The sequence below is a fragment of the Celeribacter halophilus genome, from assembly GCF_900114135.1.
GTDB lineage: Bacteria > Pseudomonadota > Alphaproteobacteria > Rhodobacterales > Rhodobacteraceae > Celeribacter > Celeribacter halophilus.
The window spans coordinates 1-25,680 of record NZ_FORY01000026.1 but is presented as its reverse complement, the minus strand read 5'-3'; the positions used below and the strand labels follow the sequence as shown (position 1 = coordinate 25,680).

General features: G+C 57.0%; 24 protein-coding genes. 12 read left to right on the top strand and 12 right to left on the bottom strand.

Features of this window, described 5'->3' with window-relative positions; all coding sequences use genetic code 11:
- Window positions 1-116: 116 nt before the first annotated feature.
- Complete coding sequence (locus BM152_RS16915; protein ID WP_066602221.1) at window positions 117-1,307, bottom strand: multidrug effflux MFS transporter; 1,191 nt, start codon at window positions 1,305-1,307, stop codon at window positions 117-119.
- Window positions 1,308-1,410: 103 nt separating this feature from the next.
- On the opposite strand from BM152_RS16915, the gene BM152_RS16910 reads away from it, so the two are divergent.
- From BM152_RS16910 to dacB, 3 genes are all read left to right on the top strand, one after another.
- Window positions 1,411-2,022 (top strand): TetR/AcrR family transcriptional regulator, encoded by a 612-nt coding sequence (locus BM152_RS16910; RefSeq protein ID WP_066602216.1) that lies wholly within the window; start codon window positions 1,411-1,413, stop codon window positions 2,020-2,022.
- A gap of 377 nt (window positions 2,023-2,399) precedes the next feature.
- Window positions 2,400-3,005: a nicotinate-nucleotide adenylyltransferase gene (locus BM152_RS16905; protein ID WP_066602241.1), complete on the top strand. Its 606-nt coding sequence runs from the start codon at window positions 2,400-2,402 to the stop codon at window positions 3,003-3,005.
- Between the two features lie 102 nt (window positions 3,006-3,107).
- Window positions 3,108-4,619 (top strand): D-alanyl-D-alanine carboxypeptidase/D-alanyl-D-alanine endopeptidase, encoded by a 1,512-nt coding sequence (dacB, locus tag BM152_RS16900; RefSeq protein ID WP_066602213.1) that lies wholly within the window; start codon window positions 3,108-3,110, stop codon window positions 4,617-4,619.
- A gap of 26 nt (window positions 4,620-4,645) precedes the next feature.
- On the opposite strand, the gene BM152_RS16895 is transcribed toward dacB, so the two are convergent.
- Window positions 4,646-5,089, bottom strand: coding sequence for a tellurite resistance TerB family protein (locus BM152_RS16895; protein ID WP_066602211.1), 444 nt, complete (start codon window positions 5,087-5,089; stop codon window positions 4,646-4,648).
- 113 nt (window positions 5,090-5,202) lie between these two features.
- Between BM152_RS16895 and BM152_RS16890 the strand changes: the two genes are divergently transcribed.
- Window positions 5,203-6,855, top strand: coding sequence for a lysine--tRNA ligase (locus tag BM152_RS16890; RefSeq protein ID WP_066602208.1), 1,653 nt, complete (start codon window positions 5,203-5,205; stop codon window positions 6,853-6,855).
- A 129-nt stretch (window positions 6,856-6,984) separates the two neighbouring features.
- Here the strand turns inward: BM152_RS16890 and BM152_RS16885 are convergent, their stop codons facing one another.
- Window positions 6,985-7,617, bottom strand: coding sequence for a hypothetical protein (locus tag BM152_RS16885; protein WP_139222528.1), 633 nt, complete (start codon window positions 7,615-7,617; stop codon window positions 6,985-6,987).
- 379 nt (window positions 7,618-7,996) lie between these two features.
- Here BM152_RS16885 and BM152_RS16880 point away from each other — a divergent pair, with 379 nt between their 5' ends.
- On the top strand, window positions 7,997-10,285 hold the full coding sequence (locus BM152_RS16880) for a glycosyl hydrolase family 28-related protein (protein ID WP_066602203.1): 2,289 nt from the start codon (window positions 7,997-7,999) through the stop codon (window positions 10,283-10,285).
- Window positions 10,286-10,360: 75 nt separating this feature from the next.
- On the opposite strand, the gene BM152_RS16875 is transcribed toward BM152_RS16880, so the two are convergent.
- Window positions 10,361-10,861 carry a HugZ family pyridoxamine 5'-phosphate oxidase gene (locus BM152_RS16875; RefSeq protein ID WP_066602200.1) on the bottom strand — a complete coding sequence of 167 codons (501 nt, stop codon included), beginning with the start codon at window positions 10,859-10,861 and terminating at the stop codon, window positions 10,361-10,363.
- Between the two features lie 191 nt (window positions 10,862-11,052).
- Between BM152_RS16875 and BM152_RS16870 the strand changes: the two genes are divergently transcribed.
- The gene (locus BM152_RS16870) at window positions 11,053-11,370 is read left to right on the top strand and encodes an antibiotic biosynthesis monooxygenase family protein (protein WP_066602236.1); all 318 of its coding nucleotides are present in this window, start codon (window positions 11,053-11,055) and stop codon (window positions 11,368-11,370) included.
- Between the two features lie 227 nt (window positions 11,371-11,597).
- Window positions 11,598-12,131 (top strand): NYN domain-containing protein, encoded by a 534-nt coding sequence (locus tag BM152_RS16865; protein WP_066602199.1) that lies wholly within the window; start codon window positions 11,598-11,600, stop codon window positions 12,129-12,131.
- A 59-nt stretch (window positions 12,132-12,190) separates the two neighbouring features.
- Here the strand turns inward: BM152_RS16865 and uvrB are convergent, their stop codons facing one another.
- A complete protein-coding gene (uvrB, locus tag BM152_RS16860) occupies window positions 12,191-14,371 on the bottom strand; it encodes an excinuclease ABC subunit UvrB (RefSeq protein WP_066602196.1) in 2,181 nt (726 codons plus the stop codon).
- Window positions 14,372-14,835: 464 nt separating this feature from the next.
- Between uvrB and BM152_RS16855 the strand changes: the two genes are divergently transcribed.
- From BM152_RS16855 to BM152_RS16840, 3 genes are all read left to right on the top strand, one after another.
- Window positions 14,836-15,147 (top strand): ETC complex I subunit, encoded by a 312-nt coding sequence (locus tag BM152_RS16855; RefSeq protein WP_066602193.1) that lies wholly within the window; start codon window positions 14,836-14,838, stop codon window positions 15,145-15,147.
- Window positions 15,148-15,825: 678 nt separating this feature from the next.
- Entirely contained in the window at window positions 15,826-17,322 is a 1,497-nt protein-coding gene (locus tag BM152_RS16845) for an RNA-directed DNA polymerase (protein ID WP_066602189.1), read from the top strand.
- A 14-nt stretch (window positions 17,323-17,336) separates the two neighbouring features.
- The gene (locus tag BM152_RS16840; protein WP_066602188.1) at window positions 17,337-18,341 is read left to right on the top strand and encodes a hypothetical protein; all 1,005 of its coding nucleotides are present in this window, start codon (window positions 17,337-17,339) and stop codon (window positions 18,339-18,341) included.
- A 578-nt stretch (window positions 18,342-18,919) separates the two neighbouring features.
- Here the strand turns inward: BM152_RS16840 and BM152_RS18850 are convergent.
- Genes BM152_RS18850 through BM152_RS16805 form a run of 6 tightly spaced genes read right to left on the bottom strand, consistent with a single transcriptional unit; the run spans window position 18,920 to window position 22,680 of the window.
- Window positions 18,920-19,375, bottom strand: a complete 456-nt coding sequence (locus BM152_RS18850; RefSeq protein ID WP_066602184.1) for a c-type cytochrome — start codon at window positions 19,373-19,375, stop codon at window positions 18,920-18,922.
- Window positions 19,376-19,399: 24 nt separating this feature from the next.
- Window positions 19,400-19,849: a c-type cytochrome gene (locus BM152_RS16825; protein WP_066602178.1), complete on the bottom strand. Its 450-nt coding sequence runs from the start codon at window positions 19,847-19,849 to the stop codon at window positions 19,400-19,402.
- Window positions 19,850-19,855: 6 nt separating this feature from the next.
- Window positions 19,856-20,377, bottom strand: coding sequence for a methylamine dehydrogenase light chain (locus tag BM152_RS16820; protein ID WP_066602176.1), 522 nt, complete (start codon window positions 20,375-20,377; stop codon window positions 19,856-19,858).
- A gap of 2 nt (window positions 20,378-20,379) precedes the next feature.
- Window positions 20,380-20,997: a redoxin family protein gene (locus tag BM152_RS16815; protein WP_066602169.1), complete on the bottom strand. Its 618-nt coding sequence runs from the start codon at window positions 20,995-20,997 to the stop codon at window positions 20,380-20,382.
- Between the two features lie 16 nt (window positions 20,998-21,013).
- Window positions 21,014-21,541, bottom strand: a complete 528-nt coding sequence (locus BM152_RS16810) for a MauE/DoxX family redox-associated membrane protein (RefSeq protein ID WP_066602167.1) — start codon at window positions 21,539-21,541, stop codon at window positions 21,014-21,016.
- Window positions 21,541-22,680, bottom strand: a complete 1,140-nt coding sequence (locus BM152_RS16805; RefSeq protein WP_066602165.1) for an amine dehydrogenase large subunit — start codon at window positions 22,678-22,680, stop codon at window positions 21,541-21,543. The genes BM152_RS16810 and BM152_RS16805 overlap by 1 nt, the downstream gene beginning before the upstream one ends.
- Window positions 22,681-22,871: 191 nt before the next feature.
- Here BM152_RS16805 and BM152_RS16800 point away from each other — a divergent pair, with 191 nt between their 5' ends.
- Both BM152_RS16800 and BM152_RS16795 read left to right on the top strand, forming a co-directional pair.
- Complete coding sequence (locus BM152_RS16800) at window positions 22,872-23,795, top strand: AraC family transcriptional regulator (RefSeq protein WP_066602159.1); 924 nt, start codon at window positions 22,872-22,874, stop codon at window positions 23,793-23,795.
- A 163-nt stretch (window positions 23,796-23,958) separates the two neighbouring features.
- Window positions 23,959-24,399 (top strand): hypothetical protein, encoded by a 441-nt coding sequence (locus BM152_RS16795; protein ID WP_139222527.1) that lies wholly within the window; start codon window positions 23,959-23,961, stop codon window positions 24,397-24,399.
- Here BM152_RS16795 and BM152_RS16790 read toward each other — a convergent pair.
- Window positions 24,384-25,634 carry an IS256 family transposase gene (locus tag BM152_RS16790; protein WP_066602155.1) on the bottom strand — a complete coding sequence of 417 codons (1,251 nt, stop codon included), beginning with the start codon at window positions 25,632-25,634 and terminating at the stop codon, window positions 24,384-24,386. The two genes, BM152_RS16795 and BM152_RS16790, sit on opposite strands and share 16 nt — an antisense overlap.
- Between the last annotated feature and the right edge of the window lie 46 nt (window positions 25,635-25,680).

Genomic DNA, 25,680 nt, shown 5'->3' with positions numbered 1-25,680 from the left:
ATGCGTCACCGCAGGGCTCTGTCCTTCAACGATCGGTTGACTGATATCTCTCTCTTGGGGCAACTACCCCCATGTGAGGGATGAAAATACAGTATTTTCCCGACACGATCCTAATGCTATGCGCGCTTTCCTAAGACAAAGAACAATACTGTCGCGAGAGTTGCTGGGAGAAAGAGGCCAAGGGACATCGGCAGAGTCGTGGCTGTGCCTCCGATGGCAACGCAGGACGAGACGGTAAATGCGATGGCAAACTGTACGGCTCCGAGCAAAGCCGAGCCCATGCCTGCGCCCGCTTCGGCCAGCTCCATTGTGATCGACATGGCATTGGCCGAAAGCAATCCAACTATGCCAATCGAAATCCAGAGAGGAATAACAAATATCCATAGTGTCTCTGTACCGGAGAACAGGGTCAGGAGCAGTGTCGCGCCCCAATAGACAGGCAATCCGACCGTGAGGATCCGGTTCGGGCTGTGGAAGTTGAGTAAGATACCGTTCACTTTTCCGAAAACGATCAATGCGGCAGCAATCGCAGCGAACATGATGCCGAAGCCAATCGAGCTTAGACCAAATATCCCCTGAAACACGCCCGATGATCCCGTAATGAATGCGAACATTCCGCCCTGCACCAAACCCGATACAAGCACCATGATGACAAAACGGCGTTGTGAAAGCAGTGTCACCGCCGTGCGGGCACCATGGGCAAATGGCCGTGTTTTGCGCTCTTCGATAGGGAGTGTTTCGGGCACGACAATCAGGGTCAGGACAAAGGCGACAACGCTGATCAGGGCCATGAGCGCAAAAAACGAACGCCAACCGAAGGCCTCAAGAAGCAAACTGCCCAGTGTTGGAGACACGATCGGACCAATCGTCAGCAACATCACAAGCACCGTCATGACCTGAGCCGCCCGCCGCCCTTCGTAGAGGTCTTTGACCACGGCGCGACCGACGACCATGCCGGCACTTGCACCAATGGCTTGGACAAACCGCAAGGCGTTGAACCACACGATATCGTCGAGCAACGGTAGGGCAATCGAGGTTGCTGTAAACAGGGCTGTTCCGGCCAGAAGCGGCAGTTTGCGCCCATAGGCATCGGCCAAGGGGCCAACCAAAAGCTGACCGACACATAGCCCGAGAAAAAAGATCGACAGAGAAAATTCGGCTGCCGTGTGTGTAGCGGACATAGATGTCGCCAAATCACCGAGCGCGGCCAAATACATATCTGTTGCCAGTGGGGGAAAGATGGACAGCAAACCCAAGCTTGCTGTGATGGCCGCCGCGTGCTTCGGCGTAAGGGATATTCGGGACATTATGGTTCCTGTTGGATTAGTAGACTTTGGTCTAAATTCAGTTAATAGACTAAAGTCTCACAAGCAAGTAAGGTCAGTCTGCGTGATTGAACAGGATATGTGCATGACGAAGAAAGTATCGGGCGGGCGGCCGACAGACGAGAGAGCCAGCGCAGCGTTGAAAACCGCCGCACTGCACCTTGTTCGGGAAAACGGCTACGAGAAAGTATCCATCGCGGCCATTGCCAAAGAGGCCGGTGTGGCCCGACAAACGCTCTACAATCGCTGGAACACCAAGGCCGATCTCGTCCTTGAGGCCGTATTCGAGCAGACAGGCAATTACGCCGCCCAACCCGCCTTGGAGGAGGACAAAAGGTGTCGCGTGGCGTTGGAAGAGTTTCTGATCAATGTCTTCGAACATCTGAACAAAGACCGCGACACTCTGTGTTCCATTATCGCCGCTGCGCAGAAGGATGTGACATTCAATGCCTCCTTCTATACACACTTCGTCTTGCCACGTGAAAAGATGATCACCGCGTTGCTGCATCGGGCACAAGAGCGTGGAGAGCTTTTGCCTGATCGCAATCCGGAAATGATTTCAACCATGATCCATGGCGCGTTCTGGTATCGCCTTCTCAATCGCGGAGCGCTGGATGCGCGACTGGCAAAAGACATCACAACGGAAATCTTTGAACGTCCTCCTACATCGCCTGAGTGCGTTGCGGTCGGTAGTTAGTCTTTTATGCGAAGTTGACAAAGGTCGAGGCCAACCATGACCGTGCGCCAGTGTCTTGCTAGACACTCACGTTATATTCGGGTCACGTTCTTTAGAAAGGGCGCAATGATTGAAGCCTTTCCGGGATGTTTTGTTAGATTGCACACATAAGCACAGGTAAGTTGCGGCGGTTGCGCTCTCCCGCAACCAGTAATTGAAACACAATTACAATCAGTTAGCCGCCTCCGGGTGGATTTTGCCGTTTGGGTGATATGCACGCTGGAAGTAAGAAATCGCTCGGCATTGCCCTCCTTCTTGCCCTAAATCCACCGGCCTTCGTCCCTTTCCACACCTCTCAAACATTGACAGCGTCGACCCGTGCGGCCATGCAGGGCGACATGCGTTGTGAGTTGCCATATGCACGTTCTGGTCAGGTCATTGGCTTGCTCGGGGGATCGTTCGATCCTGCGCATGAAGGGCATGTGCATATCACCAAGATGGCGCTCAAGCGGTTCAATCTGGATCGGGTCTGGTGGCTGGTCAGCCCCGGCAACCCGTTGAAGGCGCAGGGGCCTGCTGAGATGGGCAAGCGGATGGCGCGGGCGCGTCAGGTCATGGATCACCCGCGGGTCGAGGTGACGGATATCGAGGCCCGCACGGGCACACGTTACACGGCCGCGACCTTGCAGGCGATCCGCAAACTCTATCCCGATGTGCACTTCGTCTGGCTCATGGGGGCGGACAATCTGGCGCAGTTCCATCTGTGGCAGGACTGGCGCAGCATTATGGAGACCACGCCCGTAGGGGTGATCGCACGTCCCGGCACACGCGGCGCGGCGCGCAATTCCATGGCGGCGCAGAGCTTTGCCCATGCAAAACTCCCGTCACGCGCCTCGCGGCTTTTAGGCCGGTGCGAGCCGCCGTGCTGGTGTTTCATCAATGTGCCGATGTCTGATGCCTCGTCGACGGAAATCCGTGCGCAGGGCGGCTGGACGCGGGACTGAGCTGAGGCGCGGCACACGCGCACAGCGGAAAATGCGGGAGGGGGAGCAAAAGCGCGGTTTTCCCGCCTTGCCCAATCGCCTCGCGCAGGATTAACTCGCAGCATGACAAAACACAGGGTTTCTCAGATCAACCGGCGCGGGATGCTGGGGTTGCTGTTGGGTGGCGCGGCGCAGGTCGGGCTGGTTCAATCGGCTCTGGCCGAAGGGCTTGTGGCCTCGCCCCTGCCGAAACCGCGTCCGGCCGATCTTTACCGGAAGTCTATCCCCACGGCCGAGGCGCTGATTGAGGCGTCCAAACTGTCGGGTCAGGTGAGTTTTGCCGTGGCCGATACTGCGACAGGGGAGGTCTACGAGACCCACGCGCCGCTCTTGCGCCTGCCGCCGGCCTCTGTGGCCAAGACCGTGACCAGCCTCTATGCGCTGGAGCATCTCGGGGCAGAGTATCGTTTCATAACCCGCGTTCTGCGCAGCGGACCGGTGGTGAATGGCGTGGTGCAGGGCGATCTGATCCTTGTTGGCGGAGGCGATCCGACGTTGGACACCGATGGTCTGGCGACGCTTGCGGGCAAGCTGGTGGCGCAGGGCATCACGGGGGTCAGCGGGCGCTTGCTCATTGATGACACGGCCTTGCCACGAATCGCACAGATCGACACGGAGCAGACGGAATATGCGGGCTATAACCCGACGGTGTCCGGCCTGAACCTCAATTACAACCGCGTGCATTTCGAATGGAAACGGCAGGGCGAGGGCTACAGCCTCAAGATGGACGCCCGCGCAGAACGCTTCGCGCCGGATGTGCAGGTCGCACGGGTGAAAGTGGCGGCGCGCAACCTGCCGGTTTTCGACCATGTCGCAGGGCAGGGGCGCGATGAATGGACCGTGGCGCAAAGCGCCTTGGGCAATGGCGGGGCGCGGTGGCTGCCTGTGCGTCTGCCCGGCCTCTATGCGGCGGAAGTGTTTCAGGCGGTGGCGCGCGCGCAGGGGCTACGCCTGCCGCAGGGGCAGCGCAAATCCGGTGCGGGTGAAGAGGTCGCACGGATCGAGAGCGCCCCTTTGAGCGTGATCGTGCGCGATATGTTGAAATATTCGACCAACCTGACAGCAGAAGTGTTGGGGTTGACGGCCAGCCGTGCGCGGGGCGTGGCGGCCGGCTCGCTTTCGGCATCGGCTGCAGCGATGAGCGACTGGGCGCGGCAGAGGTTCGGGATGCGCCATATCGCGCTGGTGGATCACTCGGGGCTCGGCGGCGCGTCGGAGGTTACAGCGGTGGACATGGTACATATGCTCGGAGCCGCAGGCGTGGAGGCGACGCTTGCACCGCTGATGAAGCCGGTTCTTTTGCGTGACGGGCAGGGGAATGTGGTGAAAAACCATCCGGTTAGCGTTCATGCCAAGACCGGCACGCTGGATTTCGTGTCCGGTCTTGCGGGCTATGTCGATGCACCGGGCGGGCAGCGTATGGCATTTGCCACCTTTGCCGCAGACCTGCCGAAACGGCGCGCGGCGAAGGCGGCAGGTGTGGCCGAACGTCCGCAAGGGGCGCGGACCTTCAACACACGGGCGAAGAAGCTGCAACAGGCGCTGATCGAACGCTGGGCCGGTGTCTACGGTTAAAGCGTATCTCAAAAAAACTTGAGGCACTAAGCCCCGTTTTCCGCCTGATGGAGCAGCATATAACGCGCCCGTGCGCCGCGCTCGATGGCGGCTGCATGGAGACGGTCGATGTTGAGTTCATAGCGAATCTCTTCGAGCAGGCGCAGTTCTGCCTCGTAGGTATGCCCGTCAGCCGCCGCGACATCACAGGCCAGCGCATAGGCGGTTTCGTTCAGGTAGTCGGGCAGGTTGTCGCGGATCAGGCCGAACAATGCGTCCAGCCCGTCTTCCTCGGAAAACAGATCGAAGACAGTGGAGGAGACCAGTTTGATCCGGTCGGGGTCGTATTCTCCGAAGATCGGCAAATGGTTGACGATATTCTCGATCGTGACCAGTTCGGCGGTGCGAATGTTCTCGTCGGACATGGATTGTGCGATCATGACAGCGACAAGACAGTCCTGCGGATTCAGGGAATGTGGAATATCGTTCATTTTATTGGCTCCTCATGGGGCGTGTGCGGTCAAACAATATTGACGGAAGCGGGGGGGTTCAATAGGAGTTGCGCCTTGCGGGAGCGACCCGCGTGAGAAAAGGATTGCGAACCATGACGGACCTGCGTGAAGCCGGTATGAGCTCTAAAGCCTGGCCTTTTGACGAGGCGAGGAAGGTACTCAAACGTTATGAGGCATCCAAGAAGAAGGGCGCGGCGAAGGATTACGTGCTGTTCGAGACGGGCTATGGCCCTTCGGGACTGCCGCATATCGGGACATTTGGCGAGGTGTTGCGCACCACGATGATCCGGCGCGCCTTCGAGGTGATCTCGGATGTGCCGACGCGGCTCATCTGTTTCTCCGACGATATGGACGGGATGCGCAAGGTGCCGACCAACGTGCCCAATCAGGAGATGCTCAAGGAGAATGCGCAAAAGCCGCTGACCTCCGTACCGGACCCGTTTGGCGAGTTCGAGAGCTTCGGCCACCACAATAACGCCATGCTGCGCCGGTTCCTCGATACGTTCGGCTTTGAATACGAATTCTATTCGGCGACCGAGTTCTACAAATCCGGTCAGTTCGACGAGGTGCTCAAACGCGCCGTGGACAAATATGACGAGGTGATGAAAGTCATGCTCAAATCGCTGCGTGAGGAACGTGCGGCGACCTATTCGATCTTCCTGCCGATCCACCCCGAAACCGGCCGCGTGCTCTATGTGCCGATGAAAGAGGTGAACAAGGATGATTACACCATCACCTTTGACGACGAGACTGGCCGCGAATGGACCCTGCCTGTCACCGCCGGTCATGTGAAGCTGCAATGGAAACCCGATTTCGGCGCCCGCTGGGCAGCGCTTGGCGTTGATTTCGAGATGTATGGCAAGGATCACTCGACCAACACGCCGATCTATGACCGGATTTGCGAAATCCTCGGCGGCAAAAAGCCGGAGCATTTCTCCTACGAGCTGTTCCTTGACGCCAACGGTCAGAAAATCTCCAAATCCTCCGGCAACGGGCTGTCGATCGACGAATGGCTGACCTATGCCTCGACGGAGAGCCTGTCCTATTTCATGTATCAGAAGCCGAAAACGGCGAAGCGGATGCATTTCGACGTGATCCCGCGGGCGATGGATGAATACCACCAGCAGTTGCGCGCCTATCCGACACAGGACGCGGCCAAGCAGGTGGCAAATCCGGTGTTCCACATCCACGGCAAGGATGTGCCCGCCTCCGACATGGTGGTGCCCTTCACCATGCTGCTCAACCTCGCCTCCGTGGCCGGTGCCGAAGAAAAAGCGCATCTGTGGAAGTTCCTGCAACGCTATGCGCCGGAAGCCACGCCCGAGAGCCATCCGCAAACGGATGCCGCCGTCGGCTATGCGCTGCGCTACTACAACGACTTCGTGAAGCCCGAGAAAACCTTCCGCGCCCCGAGTGACGCCGAACGTGCCGCGATGGAAGACCTCAAAGCGGCCTTCGGCTCTGCCGATGTGGCGCTGGACATGATCGCCAAGAAAAATGCGGCGATGGGCAATGACGAGCCGCTGCCGGAAGCGGATTTCACCGACGGGGACTTCCTGCAAAGCATCGTCTTCGCGGTCGGCAAGAACCACGGCTTCGAAAACCTGCGCGACTGGTTCAAGGCGCTCTACGAAGTGCTTCTGGGCCAAAGCCAAGGCCCGCGCTTCGGCTCCTTCGCAGCACTCTATGGCGTCAACGAGACCATCGCCCTCATTGAGAAGGGCCTGAACGGCGAGTTGTCGTAACGCTCCGACTGCGCGTCTCTACCGATTGAAAGGCTGCCCCTTGTGGGCGGCCTTTTTTGTTGGTGTTTAGGGCGGGGCACATCTGCGCCGTTTTCCGAGCCGTGCAGGTTTTGAGATGCATTTAGAGTGTTACTCGTCCATCGTTTCAGATTTGAACAAGACGGGTCCGAGGTTCGTATTCGGGCCGAAATCCCGATGCATCAACTGCCCATCCGCAATATATAACTTTCGAAGCAGATATGTTTCTGACTGTCCTGCAAGGCTCAATTTCATTGCGTCGCCCTCCTCTGTTGAAACAATGGATACGGCCTCATCTTGGGACGCAACGCTCTCTATGATTTCGCGCACTTGATAGGGATCTGTGATGCGTTCTACCTGAAAATAACAAGCACCTTCGAAGGCCCCTACGCCAATGACTGCAATGCCACCTACGACTATGGTGACGGGAGCCATTAAAATCGCTCCGATGGAGCCTATGGTCCCCGCAGTTCCGGCTATGATGCCTGTCGTGCCCGCAGCAGAAGCACCGGCGGCTGTAGAACCCAGCATGGTGAGACCTGACCCTGCATGCACCAAGGTATAATATCCCGTTGCTTGCATCGCCCCTCCTGCGACGGCACCGCCTCCTGCAATTGCTGCCCCGACCGCAGTCGCCGTCTTGCCCACCAAAGCAGAGGGTTTGTAATCACATACATCGGCATGTGCTTTTGCAGCCAAAGAAAGAGACGAAGCTAGCAAAATAGAGGTTATTCCAAGTCTCATTGTTCTTCCTAATTTTATAGTCTCAATATGTATGAAGTTCGCTGCGACTTCTGTCGCTTAATGTCCTATCGAAATAATTATGTCCGATTCCGGTGTAGGTGTCACCTTTCCCAAATCAAACTTCCCCTAGGTCATAGTCATATCATGTCGGTGTTTGCCGACATCCTCTCCCCCCGTTGCGCCGTGACCGGTTCGGGCGTGCGGCGGGTTAAGTGGGGGGTGATCCTGTTCATGTAGACCTTTTGCCGTCTCGGGGCTGTGCGCTTCGAGGGGTGATGACGTGTGATCCCGACCGGGTTTGGCCGGAGGTGCTGTGCTTCGGGTCAGGACCGTCCGGCAGATCGGTGCGTGTGGAATTGATGGATTGAAAGGGGTTCGGATGAACAAGGCCATTACTGAAGGGCTGGCGCTGATGCCGCCGGCGTTTGTGAGCGGGTTGGATCTGTGGTCCAGCGAGGACGGAACTCCGGGGTCGGCCCCCTATGACGGGGCTGCGAATGCCGCGCTGGTCACGGCGGATGCCGATTTCGGCGGTTGTCTGGAACTGGTCAAGACGGAGACGGTGACAAAGCTGCGCTACATGGGGGAGACCCCGTTGCAGCCGGGCATGTATCTGCGGATCAAGGCGCGGATCAAGGCGGTCTCCGGCAATCTTCCCTCCGTGCGGATTGCGGGCTGGGCGGGGGATGGCGCCCTGTCGCATGTCTCCGGCGTGACCGAAACGGGCAGCGAAGTGGCGCTGACGCAATATGGCGAGGTGGTCGAGGTCTCGGCCATTGTCGGCTCCGGTGCGCGCAGCGGTGTGGATATGCCGTGGGGGCTGGATGCAGTCTACGGACATTTCGGGCTTGATCTGACCGGCGCGAACGGGGGCACGGTGCGGATCGACGATATCGAGATCGAGGATGTCTCCGCATGGTTCCTGAGCGACAGTTCCGGCGTGATCGACGTGCGCGACTACGGCGCTGTGGGCGATGGTGCGACTGATTGTCAGGCCGCATTCAACGCCGCCAATGCCGCCGCCGCAGGGCGCAAAATCCTTGTGCCCGAAGGGGAGTATTACCTCAGCGGCACGGTGTCCTTCACCGAAGAAGTGGTGTTCGACGGCACGGTATTGATGCCGCAGGAGGCGCGTCTTGTCCTGCGCCATGACTTCCATCTGAACGCCTATATCGATGCTTTCGGGGACGAGGTCGAAGGGTTCAAACGCGCCATTCAGGCGATGTTCTACTATACGGATCACGACAGTCTCGACATGCGTGGCCGCCGGATCGAGCTATACGCGCCGCTGGATATTGCCGAGATTTCGGGAGCCGACACGCTTGAAGTGCGCCGCGTGATCCGCAATGGCCAGATCAATGTGCAAAGCTCTACCGACTGGGACACGGAGGAGGTCATCTCTCAGGCCAGCTACAACGCGGCCAATCCCCGCACGCTGACCAATGTCAGCAATATCGCCAATATCAAGGTCGGCAGCCTCGTGACCGGCACCGGTGTCGGGCGGGAGGTCTATGTTGAATCCGTCAATGTCGGCAACCAGTCCCTGACGCTGAACCATCCGCTCTACGGGCCGAATGCGACCCAGAGCTACACGTTCACACGGTTCAAATATGTGTTCGACTTTTCGGGCCTCTCGAAGCTTTCGCAGTTCCAGCTCTTCGATGTGGAGCTGCTGTGCAACGGTCGGGCCTCGGGGGTGATGCTGGCGCCGGGCGGGAACAATTTCCACCTGCGGGATTGCCACATCAAATCCCCGCTGAACCGTGGCGTGACCTCAATCGGGGGCGGTTGTCAGGACTTGCATATCGACCGCTGCGCCTTTGTCTCCAACGAGCAATCATTGCGCGCCGAGGAGCGTCAGTCCGTCGCCTTCAACGTCAATGCCAATGACGCCAAGATCCGCGACAACCGGTTCCAGCGTTTCGGGCACACGGGCGTAGTCTATGGCAACGGTCATATGTTTGTCGGCAACCACTGGTTTCAGGGCGACGACTTCCCCGACAGTCCGCGCAAAGCGGGGCTGGTCTTCACCTATCCCAATGTGAAATCCGCTATCACCGGAAATTACATAGACAATTCCTTCATCGAAATGACCAACGAACACGATGCCACGCCGGATTTTGCTGCGGAATATTCCTTTGGCGGGCTGACCATCACGGGCAATATTTTCACGGTCAACGACAGCGCCAGTGCGTTTTCTTGGATCGTGATCAAGCCCTATGGGTCGGGCCATTTCCTGCAAGGGCTGGCGGTGCAGAACAACACGTTCAAATCGCTGAACGGCTTTATCGAACGTGTGGAGCGGGTGGATACGACATTTGCCGATCTGGAGTATAATTCCTCGCGCAATGTCACCTTCGAGGGCAATTCCTTTAACGGGGTGAGCCAGAACACGATCAATCCGGTGTCGCTGGAGTTCACCCAGAACACGGCCTCGACCTCTTGGGTGCTCGACCCGTCAGGCTATCTGCCCTTTGGCGGCTGGGCGCGTGTGGTGGAAAGCGTGGTCTTTCGCAATGCGTTGACGGATGCCAGTGACAACGCGGTGTTCACAACGCCCTATGCCACAGTGAATTATGGTGCCGGGAGCAACCAGATTTTGCTGAGCTTCGAGGAGGCGGTGAAAGGCACGGTCAATCTTGTGACCCGCATGGACCGCCCGATTTGAGGCCGCCCGATCTGATCGGTGCGCTGGGATTGTGATGGACTGGGAGAAACCGGATGGCGAAGGCTGTCCGGTTTTTCAGCTTTGCCCGTGCAGATCATCCGCAGACAGGCGATAGGCTTTGCCGAAGCCGCCGTTGAGATCGGCCCCGACCGGCGTCAGGGACACAAAGGAAAAATCCGGAAAATCGACATAGAGCGCAGATTTCGGGTGATGGGCGAGCCATGCGTCCCGATGGGCTTGGTGCAGGGCGCTGTCGCGGGCCACGAAACAGGGTTCCGCCTGCACCGACAGGCGCGGAAAGGCCAGCGGGTCGCCCTTCGCAGGCGCTTCGCCCAGAAGCAGCCCGACCCGCGTGTTTTCGCACAGACCACGGGTATGGGCCGCAAGGTCGGAGACCAGCGTCAGCCATGCTCCTTGCGCGCCGAGACCAAAGCTGATGCGCGTCACCATCGGTGCGCCGCTGTCAGGGTCCACCACAGCCAAAGCCGCGATCCGCGCCTCCTCAATCAGGTTGCGGGCCAAATGCCTTGCGTCATCGTCGGTCGGGCGGATGGGGGAGATGTTGTCTTTGCTCATGGTGGCAGGTTACTGCGTCGCGTTTCTTATTTCCAGAGTAAAACGATAAGGATTGGCGTGGCGTTTTGAAACAGACCCGCCCCAACCTTTTCGCGTTGCGCGTGATCCATGCTATGCTCGCGACATCCCCTGTCTGCGCCGTTTTTCAGGGCGGAGTGATAGAGGGGAAAGCAGGATTTTGGGAGGAAACCATGCCAGTCATTAAAATCGGCCAGCCATGTCAAACCGTTTTGACCACATTCGAGACCACACCCGGCTCGGCGCATGACCTCATGGAGGCGTTGCAGTCGGCCTATGCGGAGGTGATCTCGAAACAGCCGGGGTTTATCTCGGCGGCGCTGCATATCAACGACGCCCAGACACGGATTGCCAACTATTCGCAATGGCAAAAGCGCGAGGATTTTCAGGCCATGCTGCGCACCGAAGAAATGCGCAAACGCAACCGCGTCATCAACGGCATGTGCAAATCCTTCGAGCCGGTGATGTATGACGTGGAGGGTGTGTATTGAAGGCAGAGGTGAATTCGTTGCGTGATGTCGCGCATGACCCTAGGGGTGGGGGCGTGAAACGCGCCCTCCCCTGGGGGGAGGGTCAGGCGCGTGCCCAAATCAGTGATTTGGGCATTCTTTTTTGAGCCAAGGTCTGAATTGGAGTGTTTGAAGCGGAGAGACTTGTCCCACCGGCTTTAGTTCCCCTATGGTGCGGATATTGATGTTGCGTCGGAGAGTATTTCCAAGTGTTTGAAGAGATTACGGGAGAACCCTGGGTTCAGGTCGCGCTCCCTTACTGGCCGTATTTGGCCGGTGTCGCTGTTGTCATTCTGGTTGTTGTCGCGCTCAAGCGCCTGTTTCGGAAGCGGACGACTTTTGTCATTCTTGATGGGTCAAACGTTATGTATTGGCACAATAGAACCCCGAAGCTGAAAACGGTTCGGCTGGCTGTCGATGAGGCCATCACGAAGGGGTATGTGCCGGTTGTCTGGTTTGATGCCAATGTGGGATATCTGGTGTCGGATAAATATATGGGGCCGGGCCGGTTGGCGAATGAACTCGGACTGTCGGCTAAACAGGTTCTGGTGTCCCCGCGCGGGACGCCTGCCGATCCGCTTATTCTTCAAATGGCAAAATTCGATAATATCCGGATTATCACGAATGATCGCTATCGAGACTGGGAGGATGACTTCGAAATCCTGCGCCAGCAAGACCTTCTTGTGCGCGGACATTGGTCGCGCGGGCGGGTGCATTTGAAAGGTTTGCCTGCACTGGGTTGAATGTGTGAAGCGGAGAGGGGGCACCTTCCCGCTTTAGGGGTGAGGCTCTGGCACCGTCCTCACCTCTTCTTCCCCCTCCCAGCCTTGCCTCCCCGCATCCCTGCGCGGCCTGCGGTTGAGCGGCCGCTTTTTTCCTTGGCATCGGCCACGGCTTCTTGCACGGCCGATTGCCGCGCGAGCGGGTCTTCGTGCAGGACGAGGTCCACGGTTTCCAGACGTTTGATTTCGTCGCGCAGCCGTGCGGCTTCTTCGAATTCCAGATTTTCGGCGGCCACGCGCATGTCGGTTTTCAGGCCTTCCAGCACGGCTTGCAGGTTCTGTCCCGCCGCCGGAGTGTCGATGGTGGCGGTGACGCGGTTCATGTCCACGTCGCCCTGATACAGACCGGCCAGAATGTCGTCGACGTTCTTCTTGACGGTCTGCGGCGTGATGCCGTGTTCCTCGTTATAGGCCATCTGTTTGGCGCGGCGGCGGTTGGTTTCGTCCATCGCGCGCTGCATGGAGCCGGTGATCTTGTCGGCATAGAGGATCACCCGCCCGTCCGCATTCCGTGCCGCCCGACCGATGGTCTGGATCAGCGAGGTTTCCGAGCGCAGGAAGCCCTCTTTGTCGGCGTCCAGAATCGCGACCAGCCCGCATTCGGGGATGTCGAGCCCCTCGCGCAAGAGGTTGATCCCGATCAGCACGTCAAAGGCCCCGAGGCGCAGGTCGCGCAGGATCTCGATCCGTTCGATCGTGTCGATGTCCGAATGCATATAGCGCACCCGGACGCCCTGTTCGTGGAGATATTCGGTCAGGTCTTCGGCCATGCGTTTGGTCAGCGTGGTGACGAGGATGCGGCGGCCCAGTTCGGCCATGCGTTTGGCCTCGTCGAGCAGGTCGTCCACCTGCGTGCCCACCGGACGGATTTCCACCACAGGGTCCAAAAGCCCCGTGGGCCGGATGATCTGTTCGACAAAGACCCCGCCGGATTGTTCCAGTTCCCAGTCTTTCGGCGTGGCGGAGACAAAGACGGATTGCGGGCGCATCGCGTCCCATTCCTCGAATTTGAGCGGACGGTTGTCCATACAGGAGGGCAGGCGGAAGCCATGCTCTGCCAGAGTCGATTTGCGTCGGAAGTCGCCCCGATACATGCCGCCGATCTGCGGCACGGAGACGTGGGATTCGTCGGCAAAGACGATGGCGTTGTCGGGGATGAACTCAAACAGCGTGGGCGGCGGTTCGCCCGGAGCGCGGCCCGTGAGATAGCGCGAATAGTTTTCGATCCCGTTGCAAAAGCCCGAAGCCTCCAGCATCTCAAGATCGAAATTCGTGCGCTGCTCCAGCCGTTGCGCTTCGAGCAGTTTGCCCTCATCGGTGAACCGTGTGAGCTGTTGTTTCAACTCCGCCTTGATGCCGTTGATCGCCTGTTTGATCGTCGGTTTCGGCGTGACATAGTGCGAGTTGGCGTAGACGCGCACATGTTCCAGCGTGTCGGTTTTCTTGCCGGTGAGCGGGTCGAACTCGGTGATGCTCTCAAGCTCCTCGCCAAAGAACGAGAGTTTCCACGCGCGGTCCTCCATGTGGGCGGGCCAGATTTCCACACTGTCACCGCGCACCCGAAACGAGCCGCGATCAAAGGCCGTGTCATTGCGCCGGTATTGCAACTCGACGAGATCGCTCATGAGCTGGCGCTGGTCGTATTCCTGCCCCATCATCAGATCAATCGTCATTGCCATGTAGAGTTCCGGCGAGCCGAGGCCGTAGATACAGGACACCGAGGCCACGATGATCACATCGTCGCGTTCCAGAAGCGAGCGTGTGGCCGCGTGGCGCATCCGGTCGATCTGTTCGTTGATCTGGCTTTCTTTCTCGATAAACGTGTCCGACCGCGCAACATAGGCTTCGGGCTGGTAGTAGTCATAGTAGGAGACGAAATACTCCACGGCATTTTCGGGGAAGAAGCCCTTGAACTCGCCGTAAAGCTGGGCGGCCAGCGTTTTGTTCGGCGCGAGGATGATCGCCGGACGCTGGGTCTGTTCGATCACCTTGGCCATTGTAAAGGTCTTGCCCGTGCCGGTGGCCCCCAAGAGCACCTGATTGCGCTCTCCGGCTTCGATGGCTTCCGACAATTCCCTGATCGCGACCGGCTGATCCCCTGCGGGTTCGAAGGTGCTGTGCATGACAAAGCGTTTGCCGCCTTCGAGTTTCGGGCGTCTTTTGGCCTCTTTGGGCGGGTCGGTCATCTTCAGCGGGTCCATAGGCGCTCCTCGGGCTGTCGCAGGCGGCGGGCAGGGGTGCCTTAACAAATGATCCCTTTTTGTTCGCCTTTCAAGCCTCGGACCGCGTCGAAATGCGATTGCGCGGGGTAGGGGCGTCAAGATGCAGGAGTGTGACAGGAAGATGCGGGATTTTCAGCCCCAAGAAGATGGAGGAATCGAATAATACAACTTTAACGGTATTTAATTCTTGCGTCATACAACCTTTCGCGCCTAGTCTGATCCTACAAGCAGCAAACGAAACTGTTCCGGTCGGATGTGCACCAAGTCCCCCCTCACTCCCCTAGCATCCGGTCGGACAGTCCCCTGATCTCCCTGTGCCATCCTGATATGCCCCGCTTCGGCGGGGTCTTTTTTGTCGGGCGCTGGGCATGACCCTGTGCGAAAGGCTTGAAACGGTCTGCGGAAACAGGGATAAGCGGGGCAAGGAACAAAGGAGTCTCCTGATGCGCGCTCGTATCTATCAACCCGCCCGCAACGCGATGCAGTCCGGCCAAGGCAAAACCAAACACTGGTTGCTCGATTTCGCCCCTGCCTCCAACCGCGACATCGACCCGCTGATGGGCTGGACCTCGTCCAAAGACACCCAGACGCAGGTGCGGCTGAAATTCGACAGCAAGGAACATGCCATCGCCTATGCCGAAGAGCACGGGATCGATTATGTCGTGCAAGAGCCCCACAAACGCAGCCACAACATCCGCCCCGCAGGCTATGGCGAGAATTTCTCCACCAACCGGCGGATGCCCTGGACGCATTGAGGCTGTAAATCGGGTTAAAGTTGTCTCGGAATCGGGGTGAAAATCCTGCGAAGACGACGTTAAATCTATATGTTGTGGCGTTGTGTCTGATGTGCGCAATTTATGGTGAAACACTGCATTTCCAGTGAAAACATCTTCAATATGAGTATCAGGACTGATCATCTGCTGGGAAGTTTTGCCGGCCCCAGCCTTTGTCACCATTGGATAGACCGCCCCTAACCTGTCATCCATTTTAAGAAGCTATATTGAGGAGCTTTTGTCCTTGGATATTCTCACGCTACGGTTTCCGGTGGTTGAGTTAATCCAGACGCGAGGCAAGGCATGGATTACCTCTGCAGACGGCCGGATAGCATGGACTGGAAGGGCACCTTTGCTACATGCAGCCTCAAACCCCTTTTTGAGATTGTGCCTCCGTCGGACGCGCCGTTCGACGCCGTCGGCGGGAACCGGTCATTCGCTGCGCTTGTCACGGCCAATAAATCTAAAAGCAAAGCAGACTTTGGGGGGGCGTCACAGGCGGCAGAGAATGCAGGCTGACAATTCATAGTCTGAAATTATGACAGCATAGGAGCAAAAATTGATGTGGGTCAGGGATTTTCTTGTACTTGTGATCCTGTTTTTGTCTTGAATACTGTGCCCTGAATCCGATTTGAAACCTCTTATTTGGCGAGAGTAGATATGAAACGATTGATAGACGCCAGCTACGACGAAGCCCACACTCACTTCCTAAAAGGAAGCAGCTATTTCAACGGGGACTTTCCCAAATACATTAGCTTTGAGCCTATACTTACAGATGTTAGCGCGGTGCTGGCCGGGAAAACGCTCTCTGACTTTCAGGCCGACAAGCCAGCCGAGTTTAGCCACGTCAACTACAGTTTTACTGCCAACAAAGACGGACGGTTTTCGTGGCGTCCCTATGAACTGATACATCCGGCCATCTATGTGGCGCTGGTGGATTTGATCTGTACCCCCGGCAACTGGGCACAGATTACAGCTAGGCTAGCCACTTTTGAAAACGGGGCAGTTGTTTGTTGTGGGTCGCCGGTTATGTCGATTGACGAAGAGACTGGCCAAGCCGCTCAAGTTCGCAATTGGTGGCATGCGGTAGAGCAGCGATCCATTGAGTACTCGCTCGATTATAGCCACCTAATCCACACAGATGTTACCGACTGTTACGGATCGCTCTACACTCACAGTATCGCTTGGGCGTTGCACGGTCTGGAAGAGGCTAAAAAGAAGAAGGGTGACAAAAAGCTCTTAGGAAACCAAATCGACGGCCTTATTCAGTCGAGTCGATATGGGCAGACAAATGGGATCGCTCAAGGCTCAGTTTTGATGGATTTTGTTGCCGAGCTGGTGCTTGGCTGGGTAGATTCTCAGCTCACGGAAGAACTAGGGGCTCCGACCGACTTCCGAATTTTGAGATACCGGGATGACTACCGAATTTTCGCCAACAGTGATGTGCGAGCTGAAGCAATCTTAAAGTCCGTTAGTGACAAGCTACGATCTGTCGGGATGAAGCTTGGCGTTGCAAAAACGGTCGTGTCGCCCAATGTGGTGGAAGGGGCGATTAAACCCGACAAGTTGGCCGGGATTGAACTCCAAGACTTAGGAACAAACAACGCCAAAACTATTCAAAAGCAACTTCTTAGGTTGCACTCGTTTGGGCGGCGCTTCCCCAACAGCGGAGCGCTTAGGCGGCTAGTAACTGAATTTCACAATGAGATCGTGAAGCAAACAGAAGTTCCCGATGATCTTGAAGTTCAGATAGCTATTGCAACCGATCTTGGTGTGACGTCGCCGCAGGCGTTTCCAGCGATCGCGGGTATCCTCAGCCACCTAATTTCGCTTGCCAAGGAAGAAGATAAAGAGGGGTTGTGGGAGCGGGTTCGGGAAAAGATGCGCCGCGTACCCTACAACGGGTATCTTGAAATCTGGTTGCAGCGCGTGACCAAGCCCGAAGCGGTAGGATTCGAGCTGGATAGCACCGAGAATATTTGTCAGATCGTCAACGGACACAGCGCCGCGCTGTGGGAGAGTGACTGGATAAGTAGCAACGACCTCAAAAAGGCATTGGACGTAAAAAAGATCATTGTTTCAGAGCCCAAGGCTGTGCCTGAAGTTGTTTCCCCGGAAGAAATAGAGCTGTTCGCAAAGAACGCTTGGGCTTACTAATTGCGCGGTGATTGATGGAAGGCAGAACAACAGTTGATGAGCTGTTTAGCAGGGCAAATAAGATAATTTCAGCCCTGCCTACAGTTAAGGACAAAAACTCTTTCTATGATCTGGTGGACGTTGGCACCCAGCAGAAGCGCAAAATGTGGGAAGAGGGGGCCGAACAGCTATTGGAGCTGGCCAAAGTGGCACCCAATGAAAAGAAATTCTACTTTCTGTTTTGGGCTGGGGATGTGTTCACAGGTTTAGGGGAGTTAGAGCAAGCTTTGCTAACAAAGCCTCAGCCTCCGCTTGGAAGTCGAAACTCTATGCAGACTGACAGAATTTTGAGTCTCAAGCTGAAGCTAGGCGAAGTTGTTTCCGGTTTGGATATTGCAACTCTCTTTGGCCCGAAATTTACAAAGTTTGGACGCGACAACATCGAGGACGTTGTCGCATTTCTTGAACCACAGGTTGAGCAGATCCAAGCACGCAACGCGCGGAACCTCCTGATAGAATGGGCGAAGGATGCGCACATTCACCCGCATGGGATGCCACTGTTCAATGGGCACGCCAGCTATGTGCTGGCCAAGTCTCCAACGGATTACAGTTTCAGTCTTTCCCCAAGCGCGGAAAAGCTGTGCGTTGAATTGATGCGAGAGGCTGAAAACACCTTCAGAGAGGAACGGGATATTCCCCGCGTTGGCGAGGGTTGGGTAGCAGAAACCGCGCTGTACTACGAAGTTCGGGATGCCTTTCCTGATGAAACGGTCATCCAGCACGGCAGGCCCAAATGGCTTGGGCGGCAGCATCTTGATATTTTTATGCCTGACCGAGGCGTAGCCGTTGAATATCAGGGTGAACAGCACGACCGGCCAGTAGAGTTTTTTGGAGGGGAAGAGGCTTTCCGGAAGAATGTAGAGCGAGATCGCAAAAAACTTGCGAAATGCAAACGCAATGGTGTCCGAGTGGTCTATGTGCGCGAAGGGTATGAACTCGCGGAAGTAGTCGCTGAAATTCTATCTGAAAATCCGCAATAGCTATCTCTCACCGTAAAGCTGATAATGCAAACGCAGCCAAAGTCCGGCTTGGCGAAGCTGCACTGAGGTGCAATCGGAAACGATGAATGGCCGGTAAGGGCCATCCTCACGTAAGCCAGCCGAGCGATCAGATGCTACGTTCGCTCCGAGGTCCGCTTTGTCTCGCATTGCGGACATCAGATCTCTCAAAGCGCCATCCATGAATGTCAGCTTCGGTGACGCCGCAATGCGGCTTCCGCTCTTTGGGCCAAGGTCGGCTATGGGCCGAGTGCATGTGCTGCACCTGTATTCGCTGCGGCCAACGCGAGTGTCGTTGATAGGCGCAAGCCGGCCATGCGGCGGTATGGCACTCTAAACTTGATCTTGAAGGCTTCGGCACGCCCGACCGGAGGCCCGCCCCCAGACCTTCGCGAGCTTGGCAGCATAAATATGTCCATCGACCTGCCCCTTAACCCGACCGAGAAGTTTGAGACAGAACCTGTCCTCGTAGCGCGGGGCGCAATCGGTGATTGACGAGATGGGCAACCATGTTCTGCCCGCAGTGAAGGCCGTGTGATGGCCCATTTCCTCAAGGCATCTCAAGGCCATGGATAATCCGCGACGGTCACCCCCATGGCGGAAAGTTCATCCACCACAAGGCGACGATAGGCCACCACGTCAGGCACAGGTTCGACGCGGCGGCGAGTGACTTCTTCTTCGGTGAACGTGGCGGGCGGAGCCTCGCCCTCAGTTTCGCCCCAGACATCGAGCACATAGTTCATCACTTCGGCGATCTCCCGATCATTGAGCGACGACCCGACCACGCCGGGCACATGCATCATATAGGTGCGGCCCAATTCGGTGCCCGCAATGTAGCCGACACTGTCCGGAAAGGCCGGGATGTCCCCCTCTGTCGTGCCTAAGCCCTCGAACCCGTGACAACCCGCACAGCGCAGGATGTAATTCGTGTGCGGGCTACGCGCGGGTTGATCGGCGGCTGCAAGCGCGGCGGGCAGAAGCGCGATCAAAACGCTCAGAGATTTCAAAAAAGGCATGCTCATTCCTTTCCGTCCAAGTGCTTAATCGACAGAGGGGCGCATGGCCCGCAAATCGGCATGAGAGGGACGAGCCTCCCGCGTGGCATCAAGACGAGCCTGCGTCATGGCGCCATCGGTCTCACCGAGCGTTTGAAGCACCCAATTGCCGATCTCGACCAGTTCCTCGTCGGTGGTGCTGGCCACAGGCGGCATGATGAGGCCTATATACATCTGGTCCTGCACATCCAGTTTGCCCGTCATTCCTGACACCACCACGCCGGCGAGATATTCGGGCGCGGTGTCGCCAAGGGCTTGCCAAAAGGCGGGGCGGTTCAACGGCGGGGCGAGGCCCGGATTGCCGATGCCGCCCGTGTTGTGGCAGGCGGCGCAGTGAATTTCGAACAACTCCTCCGGCGTTTCGGCGGAGACCGGGAGGACGAGGAGGGCCGTGGTAATCGCCGCAGCCCCCGTGAGTGTCGTCAAATGGCGCACGTCAGATTACTCCGCCAAGCCCACAACCACGGAAACCGTGCAGTGGTAGCCCTTATCGGTGTTCGCCATGCACCAGTTGATGTCGTTGTAGAGCCCCATGCGATAGCCCGGACGTTCACCTTCAGACGTGTAGCAGAAGGCAGCGGAATCCACCGGCGGTTTGCCGCAACAGTCATTGTAGGCGACGAGGTAGTCTTTGCCGTCATCCGGATTCGAACAGGTGCCGACCCAGGAGACGGAGGAAGCAGACGAACCCGGAGGACATTGCGTCAGAGAGCCACCGGAAGTGGAACAGAGGTTGCCATCGAGGGCACAATGACGCCAGTAGGAGCATTCGTCCTCCGGCAGTTCAGAGGCATTGGCACGTCGGTCAAAGGGCAGGATCGGGGTCGCCACGGCAGCGCCCAGAACCGAAGCTCCAGCCTTTGCCATGAAGCTGCGGCGGCCAAGGTTGCGTGCGGCGGTGCGGGCACCGGTTTCGACGCTTTTGTCGAGGGTCTTAAGAAGTTTGTCGAGCAGTCTGGTCATAATCAGATCCTTTCGGAGGAAAATTGAGTGGCACCCATCTGGTGGGCGACCGCAGCCTGGTAAGAGGGGATACCGGTCTCGGAGGCGGTGAACAGGCTTTCGAGCTGTTCACGAGAGTTTACGAGACCCTTGGCGCGCACCTTGCCGTCTGGCCCGATGAGCACAGCAAAGGGCAGTTTAGCGACCTTGAAGGTCATGCCGAGGTCGGAGGAGAGCGCATAGGGGAAGCTTTGCAAATGCTCCGCCTCGATGAGCCGACGGTGCGCCGCTTCGCGCCCATCGGAAGCCAACGCGACATCGAGCCAGCCATGTTCATCGTCCCGGATCGATTTGATCGCAGGCAAGAGCGCCTTGCAGATCGGACAGGTAGTCGAGAGGAAGAACACAAGCAGCGCCCGTCCGTCTGGTCCGCCCAGTGCAAATTCAGACCCGTTGAGATTGGGGAGAGTCATCTGCGGCACGGTTTCGCCAATGTCCGGTCCGCTGTCCGAAATCATAGCGCCCACCGGAGAGACCCGCTCAAACAGGATGCCGATTTGGCGGGCGAGCGCGAAGATGATCGCGATCTGCACCAGCACGACAACCCACAGGGCGATGTTGGAAAAGATAAGTATGTTCATATCGTTCTGTCCTCTCTCATCCGGCCTGCCGGATGTGGGGGAGATGGGAAGCGAGTTTTTCTGCCACGCCGTAGATTGCGAAAAGCGCGATCCCGGCGGTTATCGCAATGATTGCCCCCATCGCACCAAGCGGCCCTGTGGTGATCATCGCGACGGCGAGCGCCATAACGGTCAGCACGGCATTGCGCCCGAGGGTCAATCCCGAGACGATCTGAGGCGTGCCACCGCAGCCACAGTCGATCTCAGTCTGCCCCCGAAGCAAAGCCGCCGCCATTAAAGCGCCGTAGCCCAGGAACAAACCTGCCGCCATCAGCCCGCCGAAGGGACGAGTGAAGGGGGTGAGGAGCGCGAGGACGGAGAGGATCTCGGCCCCCATCAGTCCGCGCACGATCACTGGCACCATATGACGCGGCACAAGCCCATAGCCCTGAGCAAATCCCACCGTTTCATAGTAGGCCTGCCATTTGTGTAAGGCCGCGCGCGCCAAGACGAGCACGAGAAAGCTCGTCAAAGTTGCAGAGGTGAGGTGCGACAGGTCTCCCATCAGCGATCCAGCTCCATGATGGTTGGCCAGCCTGCGATGTTGAACTCTTCGGTCTGCTCGAGGAAGACCTCGTCGCCCATGTCGATGGTGTAGAGATAGACGTCACCGTCCTCGTTGGCGCCGTAGAGCATCGGCTCTTCGGTTTGTGTCACGAGAATGCTGTTTTCATGATGCGCGGTGGCGCGACCCACGACGGTCTTGCTGTCCATATCCACGGCCCAGATTTGCTCCGCACCGTTTTTGTGCGACCCATCATAGGATCCGGAGTGCATGAGCACGAAAGCGGTGTTGGTCGGTGCGTTATAGGCGATCAGCTCGGAGCCGGACGGCGCCCATTTACCCAGAACGCCTTCTGTCAGGGCGATGGTCTCAGACAGTACTGGCAACTCACCGCTGTCATCGACGACATAGAGGTTGCCGTTATAGGACACGTAAACGAGGGTCTCCCCCACACGCACGCCATTTGTGAAGAGCGCGTCATCATCGACGTCAAAGATCTTCTCCGACTTGCCCGGATCGCCAAAAGTGCCATCGGCGGCATAAGAATAAGTCTGGAAGGTGCCATCACCGCAGATCGTGGTGAATTTCATGCCAGATGTGGATGGGAAGATGCCCCAGCAGCCCGGCGTCGGAATTTCGGTCAACGTGGCGCCCGCGGCGATGTCGATCACCGACACGGAGGTCGCGGGCGTCGCGTTCTGAGCAAGCGCATAGGCCTCATCGTAGGACAGCGCGAGCAGCGCTGGCTGGCTTTCCACATGGGCCATTTTATCGCCGAACTCGAATTCGCTTATGATCTTGAGCGTGTCAACGTCCCAAGTGTGGAAGACGTTAGTGATCGGGCCATAAGTGTAGCGTTCAAAATAGACCGAGGTGGTGTACATCGTCTTGCCATCGACAGAAAGTACCATCTGTGCGGTGGTGCCCGGCCCCATATTCCCCTTCATCGTAAAGTCTTCAGCGCCCAACACGTTGATCGAGGACGGACCTTTCCACTCCTGACTGAGCACGAACAGGTTCGGTCCTTCGTCGATCGTTTCCTTCACGGTGAGTGTTTCGGGTTCAATGGCGTCTTGTGCGAAAGCCGGTCCGGTCAGCGCAACAAGCGCCACAAAAGCGGCGGTTGTAGATTTCATCATCTGTCTCCTGGTGATGGTCTCGCGATCACCTTAGGCGCTGGCGATCAGCCCGCGCTATCCGCTTTGATCCTACTATTTCGCACATAAAATATGCGTCCTGTAAATCTGGCCACTTTGGGCTCCGCCACGCTTGACGTCCCCTATTCAATGCGTCTTGAAGGAAGAAAAACATTCAATATCGGATGCTTACAATGCACACACACCTCAAGACCAAGACCCTCGTGAGAGAAGTGCAATATGACAACTTCGTCGATCAAGAACGTGGACTCGACGGCTGGAAACAGCTGTATCGGCAATTGTCTCCGGGGGCGTTCGAGGGGCACATTGCGATATTGGAATGGCATCAAATCTCGCTCTGCCGCGAGACAATGAACCAAAAGATGGAGAATTTCTACCGTGTCCCCGATGGCGCCATCTGCGTCGGGTTTTCGCTTGGTCAACGACTTTCCATGGCGGGACAGGACAATGCAATCGGCGCGGGCACGGGCATGATCCATGTCGCAGATGAAGAGTATCACATCTTCACCGACAGCCATGCGGATTTCATCATGCTCACCCTTGCCGAAAACGCCCTGTCGGAAGAGATCGCAAGAGGGTCAAACCCTATTCCTCCGCAGGCAGGCCATGGCATCGCAGACTGGATGTTGACGCTGATAGAGAGTGCGCGACAGGGGTTGGCGCAACAACCCGTTCTCGATCTGGCTCCGGATCTCCTGATCGACCGCATTTCGCTATGGGCGCGCGACGCCACGCGACAACGCCAACGCAAATCTCCGCGCGGGCTGATGTCGGATATTCTTGTGGCTTGCGACACACTTCCTTTTGAAAAGCTCAGCGTCAACCATTTATCAAAACTGTTGGACCGAAATCGTGCGGATCTGCGTGCCTGCTGTCTGGAACGAACAGAGATGACGTTAGACGATATGCTCAAAGGGCGCCGTCTGAGCGAAGTGCATCGTCGCCTCCGCCTGTCAGACCCGCGTGACACGAAAGTGTCGGATATCAGCATGGAATTTGGCTATTACCATTGGGGTCGGTTTTCACAGACCTATCGCGCCATGTTTGGCGAACGCCCTTCTGACACACTGCGCCGTGACGCGCCCAAACATCACTGAGACGCGGATTCAGATCACCTGTCCGGATGAGTTCCATTCATTTTGGCGGCGTCACTTCCCTGCGCGTAGCTGCTGTGCATGGGTGCTGCGGTGAAAGTCTCAAAAGAGCCCACTTTGACAATTTTCTGCTTTGCAGCCAAAGTCCACATTGGGATCTGAGGAGTTGATCTCGGTCAAAACCAACCAAACGTTCATAGAGTTCTTCATGCCCAAAAACTGCGCGCTTTGTTTACAAGAGCGGGAACTGAAAAACAGTCACATCATGCCACAGAGCATGTATAGGGCTGCAGGAAGGGCTGGCGAACCATTTGAAAGTGATCTGATCCACGTTGATCACATGCGAGGTACAGCGGTCAGAACCTCGAAACAACTCAAACAAAAACTGCTGTGTGAAAGCTGTGAAGACAAGTTTAGCCGGTTAGGTGAGGACTACTTTGCTAGAATTTGCTTTCAAGGAGCGGGGACCTTTGAGCTCAGAGGGGAGCTACACGGACTAACCCCTGACGAAATTTCTTCAGGCAGAAAAATGTGGCTCGAAAGTAGCGCGGAATCTGTCGAGCTATGCCCAAAAGTTGGTGACGCCAGAGATCAGGCGGCATTTTGAAGTTGCTTGATCCCGTCTTTAAACGCAATCCCTTCGATGATTTCCGGCAAACGATTTGCGCCGTCCAATTTTCGCCATTTGGCTTGTGCCGACATCATCAGCCGGAAGGCCATTGCAAGGCCGGTCTTGCGGCTTAGGCAGCCTTTGGTTTTGCCAGTGCGATGGCGAACCGTTGCGAACATGCTTTCGATTGGGTTCGAAGTCCTGATGTGCTTCCAATGCTCAGCGGGGAAGTCATAGAAGCTCAATAAAACGTCGCGATCCTTGATCAGCTTGGCTGCCGCTTTTTCATACTTCACACCATAAGCTGCGACGAAGAAATCGAAAGCCGCCTCAGCATCTGCTTTCGTCTCCGCCTGCCAGATATCGTGCAAATGACCTTTGGCCTTTGCATGCAGAGATTTCGGCATCGCGTTGAGGACATTCCCGGTTTTGTGGAACCAACAGCGTTGTTCGCGGGTGGTGCCGAAGACTTCCCGCAACGCCGCCCAGAAGCCGAGCGCCCCGTCACCAATGGCCAAATCCGGAGCCTTGTTCAAACCTCGGCGTTTCAGGTCAAGCAGCAGCTCGCGCCAACTCTGGGTGCTTTCTCTAAAGCCGTCCACGAGGCCCAAGACCTCTTTTCGGCCCCACTCGTCAGCCCCGATAAGAACCAGAACGCATTGCTTTTCTTCAGCCATACGTGGCTGGAAATAGACGCCGTCGGCCCAGACATATACAAACCGACGCGCGCTCAGATCCCGGCGTTGCCATTGCTCATATTCTTCCCACCATTCAGCCTTGAGCCGCGAGATGGTCGTTGATGATAGACCCGCTGCGTTCGGCCCGAGGAGAGCTGCCAGCGCCTCCAGGAAGTCGCCGGTGGAAATGCCCTTCAAATATAACCAAGGCAGCAATTCTTCGAGCGACTTGGCCTTGCGCAGATAGGGAGGCAAAATCGATGACGTAAACCGGACTTTCTCGGCCGCCTCACCACGGTCACGCACCCGAGGCACTTGCACCTTCACAGGGCCGATCCCGGTCATCACCTCGCGTTCAGGCAAATACCCATGCCGGACAAGGCGGGCGCGGCCTTCTTCCGTGGTTTCATGTTTGTAGGCCTCCAATATTGCGGCCAGTTCAGCTTCAACGGCTTGCTCAATGAGTTGCCGCGCGCCGGATCGTAAAATCTCGGTCAGCGGGTCAATCGAAAATCCGGATGGATCAGGCAAGCTGGTGATGGTAGTCTTCGTCATGTGGCATATCCCTTTCTCTATGGAGAATTGACGGCGTTCTGAACAC